This is a genomic window from Citricoccus sp. NPDC079358 (assembly GCF_040702545.1).
Classification (GTDB): Bacteria; Actinomycetota; Actinomycetes; order Actinomycetales; family Micrococcaceae; genus Citricoccus.
In genome coordinates, this window is the sequence record NZ_JBFBLI010000006.1 from 62,903 (window position 1) to 78,015 (window position 15,113).

Genomic DNA, 15,113 nt, shown 5'->3' on the forward strand with positions numbered 1-15,113 from the left:
TGCGCGGGGGTTGCGGCGGTGGTGGGATGTCGTGACGGTTCTCGGAAAGGCTCAGAAGAGGACACGGCGGTCATTGTAGGACCCTCAGGCCAACAGCACTTTGCGGGCCATGCTTGGTGGTGTCCCTCGCACACCATCGAGCATGGCCCGCAAAGTGAGATCGGAGGTCAGGACCAGCGGCGGATCGCCCGCTGCTCCACCAGGCCGAGGATCGCATCCGTGAGCTTGCCGATGACGGCCAGGAGGATGATCGTCAGGATCAGCCGGTCGGTGCGGCCGTTGTTCTGCGAGTCGGTGAGCAGGAATCCCAGGCCCATGGAGGAGGCGATGAGCTCCGCGGCGACCAGGAACAGCCACGCCTGGGCGAGGGCCAGCCGCAGGCCGGAGAACACGGAGGGCACCACGGCGGGTAGCTGCACGGTCCGCAGCAGGCGCAGGCCGTGATAGCCGAAGGCACGGCCGGCTTCCACCAGGTGAGGGTCCACGTGCTTGAGCGCCGCATAGACGTTCGTGAAGATCGGGAAGAACGCCCCGATCACGATCAGCGTGACCTTCGAGTCCTCGCCGATGCCCATCCAGAGGATCAGCAGTGGCACCCACGCCAGCGACGGCACCGCGCGGATGGCGCCGATCAGAGGCGCGAGCAGGGCGTCGGCCCAGGCGGACAGGCCGAGAATGGAACCGATGACCAGTCCGAGGACCCCGCCCATCACGAAGCCCAGCAGGACGCGCTGCACCGAGATGGCGATGTGGTGCCATAGGGATCCGTCGGTGGCCAGGTCGATCCCCGCGCTGACCACCGAGGAGGGCGAGGGCAGCTGCACCGGCGAGAACAGCCCGGCGGCGGTCGCGGCCCACCACGCGATAACCAGCACCACCGGCAGCAGCAGCCCGACGACGGCCCGCCCGGCTCCCGTGGAAAGGGCCCCCTTGATCCCGGGACGTTGCCCGGCCGGCGGGCCGAAGGGCTTGCCGTCACCGGCCGATTGCCGGTCCGGTAGGCGGGAGGTGTCGATCCAATCGGTGGTAGTCACTGGGTTGCCTTCTCGGCGAACGAGGGCTCGAGGAGCTCGGCCAGGGCCCGGTCCACATTCTCCTGGCTGGCCACGTCACCGGTCTCCACGAGGATCGGGCCGACGACCTCGAGGACATCCAGCTGCGCCTGGCCGGGCACCGGGTCCACGTCCAGGTTGGAGCGCTCCTCGATGACGGTGGTGGCCACGTCCTGCTCGAGGCCGGCCACCTCGGCGAGAATGGCCGCGGTCTCCTCGGGGTTCTCAAGGGCCCACTCGCGGGCCTGCTCGTAAACATCCACCACGGTCTGGGCCAGCTCGGGGGACTCGGCGAGGAAGGACTCCGTGGCGTTGAGGAAGCCGTAGGTGTTGAAGTCGATGTTGCGGTAGAACAGCTCGGCTCCCTCGGCCTCCGCCCCGGCCATGATGGGGTCCAGCCCGGACCAGGCGTCCACGGACCCGTTGTTCAGGGCGGCATTGCCGTCCGCGTGCTGCAGGTTCTGCACCGTCACGTCCGACTCGTCCACGCCGGCCTCACCGAGGGCCTGGATGAGGAAGAAGTAGGGATCCGTGCCCTTGGTGGCGGCCACGTTCTTGCCGACCAAGTCCGTGACCTCGGTGATGTCCGAATCCGCGGTGGTGACCAGGGCGGACCACTCCGGCTGGGAGTAGAGGCTGATGGTCTTGATCGGGGTGCCGTTGGCGCGGCTGAGCAGGGCGGCAGAACCGGCGGTGGAGCCCACGTCGATGGCCTCGGCACGCAGGGCCTCATTGGCCTTGTTGGACCCGGCGGACTGGACCCAGTTCACGGTGACGCCCTCCTCCGAGAGCTCCTCCTCGAGCCAGCCCTTCTCCTTGATGACCAGGGAGAGCGGGTTGTAGGTGGCGAAGTCGATGTTCAGCTCGCCGCCGGAGCCGTTGCCACCGGCGCCGGCCTCGGCGGCCTGACCACCGGATCCCTCGCCGGCCACACAACCGGTGAGCGCGAGGGCCGCGAGGGCGAGGGTGGCGGCGGAGAAGGTGAGGCGTGAGCGCATAGTGGTGCCTTTCGAGGGGGTGCGGTGTGTCCGGGGCCCGGAGGGGTGGGGCGCCGGACGATCTGTCGGGTACGGAGGAGGAGGGGCCGGTTAGCGGCGGTGGGCGTCCACACCGAGACCGCCGAGCAGCTCGGTTCGGAGGCGGGCCAGTTCGGCCGAACCGCGGTCCCGGGGCCGTTCCCCGGGGACGGTGACCACGGTGCGGGTGGTCGCGCCAGGGGCGGAACCCGGAGCGGGGTCCTGGCCGAGCAGTAGGATCCGGTCGGCCAGCTGGAGGGCCTCGTCCACGTCATGGGTGACGAGCAGGACGGTGGTGGCGGTCTTGGCATGGACGTCCAGCAACAGATCCTGCATTCGTAGCCGCGTCAGGGCGTCGAGTGCGCCGAACGGCTCGTCCAGCAGGAGAACACCGGGCCGCCGGGCCAGGGCGCGGGCCAGCGACGTCCGCTGGGCCATGCCGCCGGAGACCTCCCGGGGCCGGAGGCCGGCGTGCTCGGCCAGGCCCACCAGGTCCAGCAAACGGTCGACGCTCTCGCGGCCCTCGGCCCGTCCCATGCCGGGCGGCAGCCCCAAGGACACGTTCTGGTGGAGGGTGCGCCAGGGCATGAGGCGGGGTTCCTGGAAACCGACGGCGGTGCGGGAGTCATAGGGACGGACGGCGGACCCGCCGACCAGGATCTGCCCGGTGCTGCCGCTGTCCAGGCCGCCCACGGCGCGCAGCAGCGTCGACTTGCCGCAGCCGGAGGCCCCGAGGATGGCCAGGACCTCGCCCGGGCGCACGGTGAGGTTGATGTCCCGCAACACGGTGCGTGCGCCGTCGATGGCGGGGAAGGACCGGCCGACGTCGCGGAACTCCACCGCGAGGCTGGTGGTCGGGGCCGGCGGCGCCGTGAGGACGCTGGAACCGGTCAGGGACTCGGCAAGGGCAGTCACGGTGAATCACGCTCCATCGGTTCTGGCATGAGCACCTTCCCGGGTCATACGGGAGGTTGCTGCGGCGTCATCGAGCCAGATCTCTCGGCCGCTCTGGATGGTTGATTCATCCAGTGAAGCAGAGCACAGGGTATCCGTGTCAACCGCTGAAGAGCCGGTAACCACAGCTCCACAGGGGGCAATGCACCGGTCAACGGCATGTTTTACTCAACGGCATGTTTTACGGTCCGCTCCTCCACCGTCACTTATCTTGACGCCGCGTCATGTCACGTCATATTCGGAGTCTCTTGCGGTCAAATCCGGACCCGCGGCCATCCAGCGGCACGAAGGGTCGATATATGACTCCGGATTAGTTTGTGTCCTGCGCCATCTGGTCACCTGTGAGGGACCCATCCAGAGCGGCCGAGAGATCTGGCTTGATGACGCCGCAGCAACCACCGGGGATCCGGACAGGTGCTACCGCCAGGACCGATGGAAGGACGTGCATCCCCGTGCCCGAAACCCTGCCCGTGACCGTGCCGCGGAACGAGCCTGAGCTCTCCCCGCGCCGGATCCGTTTCAACGCCTTCGACATGAACTGCGTGGGCCACCAGTCCCCGGGGCTGTGGCGCCACCCGGAGGACCGCTCCAGTGACTACAACACGATCGGCTACTGGACGCATCTGGCCCAGGTCGCCGAACGCGGCCGCTTCGACGGCCTGTTCATCGCCGACGTGCTTGGCACCTATGACGTGTATGGAGGCTCCAACGAGGCCACTCTCACCGCCGGCACCCAGGTGCCTGTCAACGACCCCATGCTGCTCGTCAGCGCCATGGCCGCGGTGACCGAACACCTCGGTTTCGGCATCACCGCAGGAACCGCCTACGAGCATCCCTATCCCTTCGCCCGCCGCCTGGCCACTCTGGACCATCTCACGGGCGGGCGGGTCGGTTGGAACGTGGTCACCGGCTACCTGCCCTCGGCTGCCCGCAACATGGGCCGCCAGGACCAGCTGGCCCATGACGAGCGCTACGACCACGCAGACGAATACCTCGAGGTCGTCTACAAGCTGCTGGAGGGCTCCTGGGACGAGGACGCCGTGGTCCGGGACCGGGACGGTTGCGTCTACACGGACCCGGCCAGGGTGCACGAGATCGGCCATCAGGGGACCTACTTCTCGGTGCCGGGCATCGCCCTGACGGAGCCGAGCCCCCAGCGCACCCCCGTGGTCTACCAAGCCGGCACCTCCCCGCGCGGCCTAGCCTTCGCCGGGCAGAACGCCGAATGCGCCTTCGTCTCCGCCCCCAGCCGGGACAAGCTGGCCCAGGCCGTGACCAGGATCCGTGCTGCCGCCGTGGAGGCCGGCCGTGACGCGAAGGACATCAGGATCTTCAACCTTGCCACCGTCATCACCGGTCCGGACGAGGGGGCGGCCCGCGCCAAACACGCCGACTACGTCCGTTACGTGGACCACCGTGGTGCCCTCGCACTGTTGTCCGGGTGGATGGGCATCGACTTCTCGCAGTACGGCCTGGACGATGTGATCGGTCAGGACGTGCAGACCAACGCGGTGCAGTCCGCCGTGGAGACCTTCCGCTCGGGCGGTGCCGACGCCTCCGCGGACGGAGAGCCCTGGAGCATCCGCCGACTTGCCGAATGGGTCGGCATCGGGGGCTTCGGGCCGGTGTTCGTCGGCTCCGGTGCGCAGGTCGCCGACCAGCTGCAGGACTGGGCCGAGGAGACGGACGTGGACGGCTTCAATCTCGCCTACGCGGTCTCCCCGGGAAGCTTCGAGGACGTCGTGGAGCACGTGGTCCCCGAGCTCCAGGCCCGCGGTGCCTATCCCGCCGAGTACGAGTCCGGCACCCTGCGACACAAGCTGTTCGGCCGCGGGGACCGGCTGGCGGAGAACCACCGGGGCGCCAGCTTCCGGCTGGCAGCGGCCGGCACCCGGGACGGGGGCGCGCTGTGATCGAGATCCGCGACCTGCACCAGGCCTACACCGGGCGTGGGGGGACCGTCGAGGTGCTCAAGGGCATCGATCTGACCGTGCCGGAAGGCTCCATCACCGCCGTGGTCGGGCCCTCCGGGGCCGGCAAGACGACCCTCTCGCACTGCATCTCCCTGTTGGAGAAGCCCACCCGCGGCGAGATCCTGGTGGATGGCAGCGACCTGTCCCGGCTCCGGGGCCGCCAGCTGCGTTCTGCCCGCCGTGCCATCGGCACGATCTTCCAGCACTCCGCCCTGCTGCGCCGCATCACCGTGGCCGAGAACGTCGCCCTCCCGTTGCGCAACCTCGGGGTGGTCCACCACGAGATGCAGGACCGTGTGGCCGAGCTGCTGGACCGCGTCGGACTGCTGCACAAGGCCGACTCCTACCCCGGTCAACTCTCCGGCGGGCAGAGGCAACGGGTAGGCATCGCCCGGGCCCTGGCCCTTCGGCCCCGGATTCTGCTCTCGGACGAGTCCACCTCCGGCCTGGACCCGGACACCACCGCGCAGATCCTGTCCCTGCTCGCCGACCTGCGCACCGACCTAGGCTTGTCCATCATCCTCATCACCCATGAGATGGACGTGGTCCGGAACGTCGCCGACCAGGTGGCCTCCCTGTCCCACGGCCGGCTCGCGGAGTACGGCTCGCTGCCGTCCCTCGTCGCGGACCAGGACTCCACCGTTGGCGGGCAGCTGCTGCCGATCGCCGCGCTGCCGCTGCCGGCCGGCTTCGACACCTTCCTGGATCTCGCCTACCGGGATGGGGACGTGGACCCCGAATGGTTCACCCGAGTGGCGGTGGACCACCAGATCCGCCTGGCCCTGCTCGGAGGCACCATCGAGGCCCGCGGCGCGACCGCCCTGGGCCGCGCCGTCGTCGGGGTCCGCAGCGAGCAGGCCCAGCGCGCCATCGGCGCCCTGAACGGGCTCGGGCTCAGTGCCCGCCTGAGGAGCGACGCCGGCCGGTCCAGTCCCGCCGGGACCGCCATCTCGGCTGCGAGTCCAGACCGCGCCGGCCCGCCGCCGTCAGGCGCCACCCAGATCCCGGCCGGCGCGACGGCGGGGGCGACGGCATGAGTGCGACCGCAGACTCCTCCCAGCCGCTGCTCTCCGATACTCCGCTGTCCGAGCTGCCTGCCCTGCTGCTGCCGGCCTACGGGGAGACGTGGGCCATGGTGGGCATCGTGATGATGCTGGTGGTCATGATCGGCGGGGCCACCGGCGTGCTGCTGTACAACACGAGCCCGCGCGGGCTGTTCCCGCAGGACCGGGCCTACGGGCTGCTCAGCTGGGCGGTCAACATGGGTCGGTCTCTGCCGTTCCTCGTGCTGATGGCGGCCATCATCCCGCTGACCCGGTGGATCACCGGCACCACCCTGGGCATCGCCGCGGCCGTGGTGCCCATGACGATCGCCGGCATCCCGTTCTTCGCCCGGTTGGTCCAGAACACCCTGAACGACCTGCCGCGGGAGAACATGGCCGTCGGTCTCGTGACGGGGTCATCCCCAGCACAGATCATCCGTCAGACGCAACTGCGCGAGGCCCTGCCCGGCCTGGCCTCCGCCATCACCCTGAACACCATCTCGATGATCGAATACTCGGCCATTGCCGGGACCATCGGCGCGGGCGGCATCGGCTTCCTGGCCGTGACCTACGGCTACCAGCGCTTCGACATGACCGTCATGCTCGGCACGATCGTCCTGCTCATCATCACCGTCCAGCTCGTCCAGTTCGTCGGCGACCGGATCGCCCGTTCACTGACCCGGCCCTGAGCGGCCCCGCACCCCTGTTGAAGGATCTCCTATGAACCCCGAGAAGAAGACTCCGGCGACCACCGGGGAGAAGGCGACGGCCGGACACGATCACGGCTTCACCCTGCGAAAGTCACGCACCGTGCTGCCCTGGTCGCTGGCGGCCATCACCACGGTGGCCGCCCTGGCGCTGGGCCTCGTGGTGATTCAGCAATCCAACCGGCCGGCCGTGGCCGCCGGCGGCGAGGCCGAGATCACCCGACCGCTGACGGTGCACTACGAGCCGGCCATGGCCGGAGAGGAGAGCCTGGTGGAGTTCGTGGCTGAGGAGATCGCGCCCGATTACGGCGTCGAGATCGAGGCTGTGGGCATCGCGGATGGGGTCCAGGCCAACCGGGCCGTGGCCGAGGGCCAGGTGGACGCCACGATCTTCGAGCACCAGTGGTACATGAAGCAGGTGGCGGAGGGCAACGACTTCGACCTGTCCACCACGGTGGAGATCTACCAGTGGGCCTTCGGCCTGTACTCCACCCGGTACGACGACGTGGAGGACCTGCCGGACGGCGCCACCGTGGCCGTGCCCACAGACCTGGCCAACCAGGGCCAGGCGCTGTGGCTGTTGGAGCGCGAGGGCCTCATCGGGCTGGACCCGGACATTGAGCCGCGCACCGCCCAGCTCAAGGACGTGGTGGAGAATCCCCGCCGTTTCGACTTCACCGAGATCGACCTGTTGTCCATGGCCCGGACCTTGGACTCGGTGGACGCCGCCCTCGGCTACACCAACATCTTTGACGCCGGCAAGATCGGCCGGGACAAGGGCATCCTGTTCCCGGACCCGCCCCGGACCTACGCCTCGTGGCTGATCGTGGGGACCGAGTTCAAGGACACCCCGGAGACCCGCAAGCTCGTTGAGGTCTTTTCCGATCCCCGGTTCGAGGAGTACCTGGAGACCACGGACAACCCGCTGGTCGCCGGCGTCCTGACCCCGGTCTCCGAACAGTAGACAACGCCTACCTCACAGCATGACCCGGTGGGGTCAGGAGAAATCACGGTTCTCTGACCTCACCGCATACCTCGCATTGGACCCGGGCCGTCGCCGAGTGGTCTGATGGAGGGGACCACCATCCAGAGCGGCCGAGAGATCTGGCTCGTCGACGCCGCAGCAACCCGCCCGCCTGGGGCCAGGGTGCTACCGCCAGGAACGATGGAGCCCTTCTCATGACGACCCTGCCGTCCCGCTACACCACCCTGTCCGACCGCTTCGCCCCGGCCTTCGCCGAGGTGGCACAGGGGGAGCTGCCACGGGAAGCTGGCCGTCACCTGCCCTTCGCGGCCTTCGAGCAGCTCCGCGAACAGGGTCTGGGCGCCCTTAGCGTCCCGGAGTCCGCTGGCGGAGCGGGGGCGAGCCAGGAGGACGCCTTCCGGCTGCTGATGGACCTGGCCGCGGTGGACGCCAACACGGCCCACTTGGTGCGCAGCCACCTCAGCTTCGTCCAGCATGTGCTGGCCCAGCCCGACCGCACGGTCCAGGATCGTTGGCTGCGGCGCGTGGTCGAGGGAGAGGTGGCCGGCAGCGCCCTGTCCGAGGGACGCGATGCACCGCTCGGCGGGCTCGGGACCACCGTCTCCCAGGACGAGGCGGGGCAGCTGCTGATCAGCGGCAGCAAGTATTACACCACCGGCAGCATCTTCTCCACGTGGGCCTTGGCCACCGTCCAGCTGGACCGGAGCGTGTCCCGTGCCTTCCGGCGCAAAGTCCTGCCCCGCGCCACCACCTCCCGGAGTGCCACGCACCAGGGCACGACGCCGGCCGTCGGCTCGGGCGGCCGGGGCGGCTCCCAGCGGGCCGACGTCGCGCTCGCCGTGGTGCGGGTGCGGCAACCGCGGATCACCGTGAAGGACGACTGGGACGGCTTCGGACAGCGCCTCACCGGGACGGGGACCATGGAGTTCCACGGGGCCGGCGTCGAGGAGCTGATGGCATTGCCGCCCGCCGACGGACCGGTCCCGCTGCACCACGAGTCCACCCTGATGGCGTTGCTGGCGGGCATCGGACGGGCCGCGCTGCGCGACGGGGTGGAGCAGACACGGCGGCGGAAGCGTTCACCCAACACCGGGGGCGGGCTGACCCCGCGTGAGGACGACCAGCTGCTGGGGATTATCGGCGAGCTCTCCGCCCAGCAGGCGACCGCCGAGGAACTCGTGCGCGCCGCCGGACGGGACCTGGACGCGGCACTGGAGCTCACCGCCGTCGGGCTGGAGCAGCCGGACGGGGAATCGGAGGGCGCCGCGGCCGAGGCGATGCACCGCGCCGCCCTGACGGCGCACCGGGCACACGTGATGGTGCCCAAGCTGGTGCTGGACACCTGCACGCGGATCTTCGACACGCTCGGCGCCTCCGCCACCAGCACGGACCTGCAGCTGGACCGGCACTGGCGCAACGCCAGGACCATCGCCAGCCACGATCCGGCCGTGTTCATGGCCCGGATGGTGGGCGACTGGGAGGTCAACGGCACCCCCACGGTGCCCTACCTCCAGACCGGCGCCACCGACGAGGTCTGAAGCCCGACCCATCCGCAGGGGCATCGGCTCCGAACACCAGACAGCACCCTGCACCCGAGCAGGCCACCGGACCACCACCCCACCGGACCACCACCGGACCGACACCCAAGGAGCCATGCGGATGAAGACACCACCCTTGTTGAACGACGCCCCTGACCGTTAGGCCGGTGCCGGCCCCATGCCCGGATAGGGTGGAGCCATGACGAGCACTGCAGGCACCGGACCCGGCCGCAGTGCTGCGCGCGAGCGGGACGCCCATTTGGTGGGCCTGCTCCAGCGCAGTGCCACCGGAGACCAGGAGGCTTTCGCCGCCTTCTACGACGCCGTGGCCCCCTCGGCCTACGGCCTGGCGCGGAAGATCGTGCGCGACGCCGACCTCGCGGCTGACGTCACGCAGGAGGCCCTCGTGGATGTGTGGCGCTCCGCCGAGCGCTTCAACCCTGACCGCGGATCCGTGGTCGGCTGGGTCTGCTCGATCACCCACCGCAGGGCCGTCGACCTGATCCGTTCCACCCAGTCCGGCCGGTACCGGGAGGAACGGGCCGGGGTCGCCGGGTTCGAGAGGGACCGGGACGACGTGTCCGAGGCCGTGGAATCGGCGGAGGACCGGGAACGCGTGACGAAATGCCTCGGCACGCTGACCGGCCTGGAATACGAGGCCGTGACGCAGGCCTACTACGGCGGACTGACCTACCGGCAGGTCGCTGAACGACTCGGGGCCAAACTGGCCACCGTGAAATCCCGGATGCGCAGTGCGCTCCAACGACTACAGGACTGTTTGGGGGTGGGAGCATGACGAACGGAAACGAGCACGAGATCAAGAACGAGTTCGACGCGGAGTTGCTCGCCGCCTGGGCCCTGGACGCCGTGGACGAGGACGAGCGCCGCGCCATCGAGCAGCGGCTCGGCTCGGACCCCGAGCTCCGCGCCCGGGCCGAGGCCCTCACCAGCACCGTCTCCCGCCTGGCGGTGAGCACACCGGCCGAGCCTCCCGCCGACCTGCGGGACCGCGTTCTCTCGGCCGTGGCCGAGTCCGGCCAGGACGCCCGTCCTGATCAGGACGCCGGCGCCTCGCCCCTGGCAGGACACGGTGCGGACGGCCGCCCCGGGGCTGGCTCCGGGCGAGCCGGCGTCGCCGATCTGGCCAGCCACCGTGCCCGACGCCGGCCGGACGCGCGCCGCTGGTGGGTGGGGGCGGTCTCGGCCGCTGCGGCCGCCGCGATCGCCGTGGCCGTGGTGGTGAGCCAGCCGTGGGCGCCCACGGGTGGCGTGACCGAGGGCGATCAGCTCACGGCGATCGAGCAGATTCTGCAGGTGGACGGAGCTGAGCGGCTGGAGTCACCGGTGACCGGCGGAGGTGAGGTCGAGGTGGCCCGCGCCCCGTCTGGTGAGACCGTGCTGGCCGCACGGGGCCTGCCGGCTCCCGCCGAGGGGCGCGACTACCAGATGTGGACCATCCAGGGGGAGGCAGCCCCGCAGCCGGCCGGGCTGCTGGAGGTCCAGGACGGCCTCGCCCTCGTGCGGATGCAGGACGTCCCGGCGGATGCGGCGCTCGCCGTCACCGTGGAACCGGACGGCGGGTCCGAGGCGCCGACCACGGATCCGATCGTGGTCCTCGCCTCAAGCTGACACCGCCCGTCCCGTTTTGAGGGCAGAAATAAGTACTCATCTCTGCCCTCAAAACGGAAAAGCCGGGTGACTCCGCGTGAACCCCCGGTTGGGGTCGCGCCCCAGGGTGTGGTGCAATCGATGGGTACCCATCCAGAGCGGCCGAGAGATCTGGCTCGATGACGCCGCAGCAACCACCGGGCAACCGGACAGGTGCTACCGCCAGGACCGATGGAAGGAGCACCACCGTGTCTGTCCCCAGCAACGAGAACGCCCATGGATCGAACCAGCTTCCCGAGGGTGTGCCCACCACCGCCACCGGCCGGCGCGAGATCCTCTTCAACGCCTTTGACATGAACTGCGTGGCCCATCAGTCACCCGGTCTCTGGCGCCACCCCGAGGACCGCGCCCGTGACTACAACACCCTGGGCTACTGGACCGGGCTGGCGCAGACCCTCGAGCAGGGATTGTTCGACGGCCTGTTCATCGCCGACGTCCTCGGGCCCTATGACGTCTATGGATCCTCCGACGAGGCCACCCTGAAGGCCGGCACGCAGGTCCCGGTCAACGACCCGATGCTCGTGGTCCCGCCGATGGCCGCCGTCACCGAGCACCTGACCTTCGGGGTCACCGCCGGCACCGCCTACGAGCACCCCTACCCGTTCGCGCGCCGCCTGGCCACCCTGGACCACCTGACCGAGGGTCGCGTGGGCTGGAACGTGGTGACCGGTTACCTGCCCTCCGCCGCCATCAACATGGGCCAGGTGGACCAGATGGAGCATGACGAGCGGTACAACCACGCCGATGAGTACCTCGACGTGGTCTACAAGCTCCTCGAGGGCTCCTGGGAGGACGACGCGGTCGTCTACGACAAGGAGTCCGGGGTCTTCATCGACCCGTCCAAGGTCCACCGGATCGAGCACGAGGGCACCTACTTCAAGACCCCCGGCATCGCCTTCACCGAGCCCAGCCCGCAGCGCACCCCGGTGATCTACCAGGCCGGCGCCTCCACCCGCGGACGGGCCTTCGCCGGCAAACACGCCGAGGCCGTGTTCATCAACTCGCCCACCGACGAGATGATCAAGGGCACCGCCGCCAAAATCCGCCAGGGTGCGGTCGAGGCCGGCCGGGATCCCTATGACATCCGCATCATGTCCATGCAGACCATCGTCACTGGGGCCACCGACGAGGAGGCACGCGCCAAGTACGAGGAACTGACGCAGTACATCGACGTCGAGGGCGGCCTCGTGCTGATGTCCGGCTGGATGGGCATCAATCTGGCCGAGTTCGAGCTCGACGAGCCGATCGGGGACGTGAAGTCCAACGCCATCCAGTCCGCCGTGGAGACCTTCAAGAAGGCCTCCGGTGACGCCGAGTCCGAGTGGACCGTGCGCAAGCTGGCCGAATGGGTCGGTGTGGGCGGCTTCGGCCCCGTCATCGTCGGCTCCGGTGCGACCGTGGCGCGGGAGCTGGCGCGCATCCAGGACGAGACTGACGTGGACGGCTTCAACCTCGCGTATCACATCACCCCCGGCACCTTCGAGGACGTGGTGGAGTACGTGGTCCCCGAACTGCAGCAGTTGGGCCGCTACAAGACCGAGTACGCCGAGGGCACCATGCGCCACAAGCTCTTCGGGCGCGGTGACCACCTGCCGCAGAACCACTACGGCTCGTCCTTCGCCCTGCGGAACCGCGCGCACGCCTGAGCGTGCGGGCCGGCGTCGGGCCGGATTTACCCCCGGGCCCGGCGCCGGCTGATGGCGAAGGCGATAGGCTGGGTCACCATGGCCACACTCCGGGAAGCCCAAAAACGTATGACGCGTCAACTCCTGCTGGATGCCGGGGTGGAGGTCATGACCGAGAAGGGCTATGGTGCCACCACCATCGACCAGATCGCTCTGGCCGCTGGTGCCACACGGGCCACGTTCTACCTGCACTTCACCTCCAAAGCGGAGCTCGTGCGCTTCATCGTGGAGCGAGCTGACGAGATGCTGACGAGCGCGGACCGGCCACCGTTGCCGGAGATGGTGGCCTCCAACGACCCCGGCACGATCCGGGCCTACCTCAGCCGCAAGTTCGACCAATGGCCGGACATCAAGCCCTACATGATGATCTCGCTGCAGGCCGCGGCCGCCGATCCTGAGATTCAGAGTGCCCTGGACGCCTGGCACGACCGGGCCATCGGGGCCATGGCATCCGGGCTTGATTCGGCTGACCGGTTCGATCCGAGCAGCCGGAGGGTCCGTTGTGCGATTGCCTTCGGTCAACTGATCTTCATGTCCCAGCGCTGGTTCCGCCTGGGTTGGGCCGTCGACCGCGAGGAACTGCTCGACCAGATGACCGCATCGTGGACAGGGCTGCTCTGCACGCTCGATTGACGGCATGACTGTCCTCGTTATTACCAGCACTGCCCCGCCGGATCCTTCCGGCGGGGCAGTGCTTTGTCATTCACGATAATCACTTGACAGACTGTCTTGTGAGTGGTGATACTGATCACGATCTTCCGTGGGGTGTATCACCTCACTGCACGGAAGTCGGACCTATCACGTGCTTGTCCCAGCCAGTCCCTTGCGTTGTCGCACCGTCTCCAGGAGTCCCCATGACCATCCCCACTGCGGACCAGACCCGGCCCAGGCCTGCCGCTGACGCGGCCTCCCCGCCCCGCATGGCCAAGATCAACGGCACCATCTTTGCGGCCGCCGTTGCCGTACTCGTGGCGCAGCTGGCCAATGCCCTGCCGGGCGCGCTGAACGGCACGTTCCAGCAGTACTTCGGCACCGTTGGCTCGCAGCTCACCTGGATCACGGCGGGATTTATGATCCCCGTGGTGGTGTTCGAGCTGACCTTCGGCATGCTCGGAGACCGGTTCGGACACCGGCGCCTGACCATCATCGGGTCCGTGGTCCTGGCTTTCGGGTCCCTGGTCTGCGCCCTGGCCCCCTCGGTCCAGATGATGTGGGTGGGCTCGGCCATCAACGGTCTCGGCGCCGGCGCCATGTACCCGGCATCCCTCGCCCTCGTGGCGGCCGTGACGGTCACTCCGCAGCAGCGCGCCCGGGCTATCGCGGCGTGGGCGGGCTGCCTGTCCGCGGGCGGGATCGTCGCGCCGCTGCTCGGCGGAGGCTTTGCGCAGTCCGGTGCCTGGCAGTGGTCCTACGGTGTGGTCGTCGTGCTCGGACTGGTGGTGGTCGCCACCTGCCTCGTGTTCTCCACGGAGTCGACATCCCAATCAGGACGCCGGATGGACCTGTGGGGGCAGATCACCTTCGCCCTCGGCCTGATCCTCGTCCTCTTCGGTTTGGTCCAGGGGCCCGAGACCGGCTGGAGCGCACCCTCCGTGGTTGCCTCACTGGTTCTCGGCTTCCTTCTGCTGGCCGCGTTCATCGTCATCGAGACCCGCGTCCAGCACCCCCTGCTCCAGCTGTCCCTGTTCCGGAACCCGAACTATTCCATCACCTCGATCATCGCCGTGGTCGGCATGTTCGCCTTCCTGGGCATCTGCTTCTCGTTCTCCATGTGGCTGGGCCCGGTCCAGCACCAGAACCCGATCAACATCGGACTGTTGTTCCTGCTGCTGCAGGGCCCGGCCTTCGTGCTGATCCCGGTCATCTCCTGGCTGATGACCCGCGTCGCGGACCGGTGGGTCCTCACCGGTGGCCTCAGCCTGATGGCCCTCGGTGGCCTGCTCGGGGCCACCACCCTGGACGCGGCCGACCATTCGATGGGTCAGTTCCTGCTGCCGGCACTGTTGACCGGCCTCGGCTTCGCCTTCACGCTCAGCCCCATGACCGCCCTGGCCATCAACACCGTGCCGCGGGAGCTGGCCGGGATGGCCAGTGCGACCACCAACCTGCTGCGTGACCTCGGCTTCGCCCTGGGGCCCGTCCTCGTCGGTGCGGTGGCCCTGTCCGGTGCGGCTCGCCAACTCGGCGCCGATCTGGCGGCGTCCACGTTGCCGACGGCCCAGCTGGGAGCGGCCCAGGGGATCTTCGAAGCCGGAGGCCCGTTCGCCCTGAACTCGATTCCCGCTGAGGCTCCCGGTGGTGCCGCGGCGGAGCTGGCCCTGGAGTCCCTCGGGAGCGGCTTCAGTCAGGCCTTCCTGGTCTGCGCGGTGGCGGCCGCCGCCTCGGCACTGCTGGTGCTGATCGGGCTGCGCACGTCCCGGCCCGCGGGGCCGTCCACACCGGCCTGATCTGCAGGAGACCGGCATGACGACGGCCCCGTCCCCCCTGACGTT

General features: G+C 69.1%; 13 protein-coding genes and 4 riboswitches. Of the genes, 10 read left to right on the top strand and 3 right to left on the bottom strand.

Annotation, left to right across the window (positions count from 1 at the left end):
- Nucleotides 1–167 precede the first annotated feature (167 nt).
- From AB0333_RS09225 to AB0333_RS09235, 3 genes are all read right to left on the bottom strand, one after another.
- Nucleotides 168–935 carry an ABC transporter permease gene (locus AB0333_RS09225; RefSeq protein WP_366218561.1) on the bottom strand — a complete coding sequence of 256 codons (768 nt, stop codon included), beginning with the start codon at nucleotides 933–935 and terminating at the stop codon, nucleotides 168–170.
- Nucleotides 936–1,030: 95 nt separating this feature from the next.
- Nucleotides 1,031–2,050 (bottom strand): aliphatic sulfonate ABC transporter substrate-binding protein, encoded by a 1,020-nt coding sequence (locus AB0333_RS09230; RefSeq protein ID WP_366218400.1) that lies wholly within the window; start codon nucleotides 2,048–2,050, stop codon nucleotides 1,031–1,033.
- A gap of 90 nt (nucleotides 2,051–2,140) precedes the next feature.
- On the bottom strand, nucleotides 2,141–2,983 hold the full coding sequence (locus AB0333_RS09235; RefSeq protein ID WP_366218401.1) for an ABC transporter ATP-binding protein: 843 nt from the start codon (nucleotides 2,981–2,983) through the stop codon (nucleotides 2,141–2,143).
- A 10-nt stretch (nucleotides 2,984–2,993) separates the two neighbouring features.
- Nucleotides 2,994–3,087: riboswitch (SAM riboswitch) on the bottom strand.
- Between the two features lie 282 nt (nucleotides 3,088–3,369).
- Nucleotides 3,370–3,461, top strand: a riboswitch (SAM riboswitch).
- A gap of 13 nt (nucleotides 3,462–3,474) precedes the next feature.
- Here AB0333_RS09235 and AB0333_RS09240 point away from each other — a divergent pair.
- From AB0333_RS09240 to AB0333_RS09285, 10 genes are all read left to right on the top strand, one after another.
- The gene (locus AB0333_RS09240) at nucleotides 3,475–4,935 is read left to right on the top strand and encodes an LLM class flavin-dependent oxidoreductase (protein ID WP_366218402.1); all 1,461 of its coding nucleotides are present in this window, start codon (nucleotides 3,475–3,477) and stop codon (nucleotides 4,933–4,935) included.
- Nucleotides 4,932–6,032, top strand: coding sequence for an ATP-binding cassette domain-containing protein (locus AB0333_RS09245; RefSeq protein ID WP_366218403.1), 1,101 nt, complete (start codon nucleotides 4,932–4,934; stop codon nucleotides 6,030–6,032). The genes AB0333_RS09240 and AB0333_RS09245 overlap by 4 nt, the downstream gene beginning before the upstream one ends.
- Nucleotides 6,029–6,727 (top strand): methionine ABC transporter permease, encoded by a 699-nt coding sequence (locus tag AB0333_RS09250; protein WP_366218404.1) that lies wholly within the window; start codon nucleotides 6,029–6,031, stop codon nucleotides 6,725–6,727. The genes AB0333_RS09245 and AB0333_RS09250 overlap by 4 nt, the downstream gene beginning before the upstream one ends.
- Before the next feature lie 31 nt (nucleotides 6,728–6,758).
- Entirely contained in the window at nucleotides 6,759–7,709 is a 951-nt protein-coding gene (locus tag AB0333_RS09255) for a MetQ/NlpA family ABC transporter substrate-binding protein (protein ID WP_366218405.1), read from the top strand.
- A gap of 115 nt (nucleotides 7,710–7,824) precedes the next feature.
- A riboswitch (SAM riboswitch) is annotated at nucleotides 7,825–7,917 on the top strand.
- A gap of 7 nt (nucleotides 7,918–7,924) precedes the next feature.
- Complete coding sequence (locus AB0333_RS09260; protein WP_366218406.1) at nucleotides 7,925–9,268, top strand: acyl-CoA dehydrogenase family protein; 1,344 nt, start codon at nucleotides 7,925–7,927, stop codon at nucleotides 9,266–9,268.
- Between the two features lie 199 nt (nucleotides 9,269–9,467).
- Complete coding sequence (locus tag AB0333_RS09265) at nucleotides 9,468–10,064, top strand: sigma-70 family RNA polymerase sigma factor (RefSeq protein WP_366218407.1); 597 nt, start codon at nucleotides 9,468–9,470, stop codon at nucleotides 10,062–10,064.
- A complete protein-coding gene (locus AB0333_RS09270) occupies nucleotides 10,061–10,897 on the top strand; it encodes an anti-sigma factor (RefSeq protein WP_366218408.1) in 837 nt (278 codons plus the stop codon). Before AB0333_RS09265 ends, AB0333_RS09270 begins: the two co-directional genes overlap by 4 nt.
- A 125-nt stretch (nucleotides 10,898–11,022) precedes the next feature.
- Nucleotides 11,023–11,114, top strand: a riboswitch (SAM riboswitch).
- 64 nt (nucleotides 11,115–11,178) lie between these two features.
- Nucleotides 11,179–12,582 (top strand): LLM class flavin-dependent oxidoreductase, encoded by a 1,404-nt coding sequence (locus tag AB0333_RS09275; protein WP_366218562.1) that lies wholly within the window; start codon nucleotides 11,179–11,181, stop codon nucleotides 12,580–12,582.
- 108 nt (nucleotides 12,583–12,690) lie between these two features.
- Entirely contained in the window at nucleotides 12,691–13,254 is a 564-nt protein-coding gene (locus AB0333_RS09280) for a helix-turn-helix domain-containing protein (RefSeq protein WP_366218409.1), read from the top strand.
- 221 nt (nucleotides 13,255–13,475) lie between these two features.
- A complete protein-coding gene (locus AB0333_RS09285) occupies nucleotides 13,476–15,068 on the top strand; it encodes an MFS transporter (RefSeq protein WP_366218410.1) in 1,593 nt (530 codons plus the stop codon).
- Nucleotides 15,069–15,113: the final 45 nt, after the last annotated feature.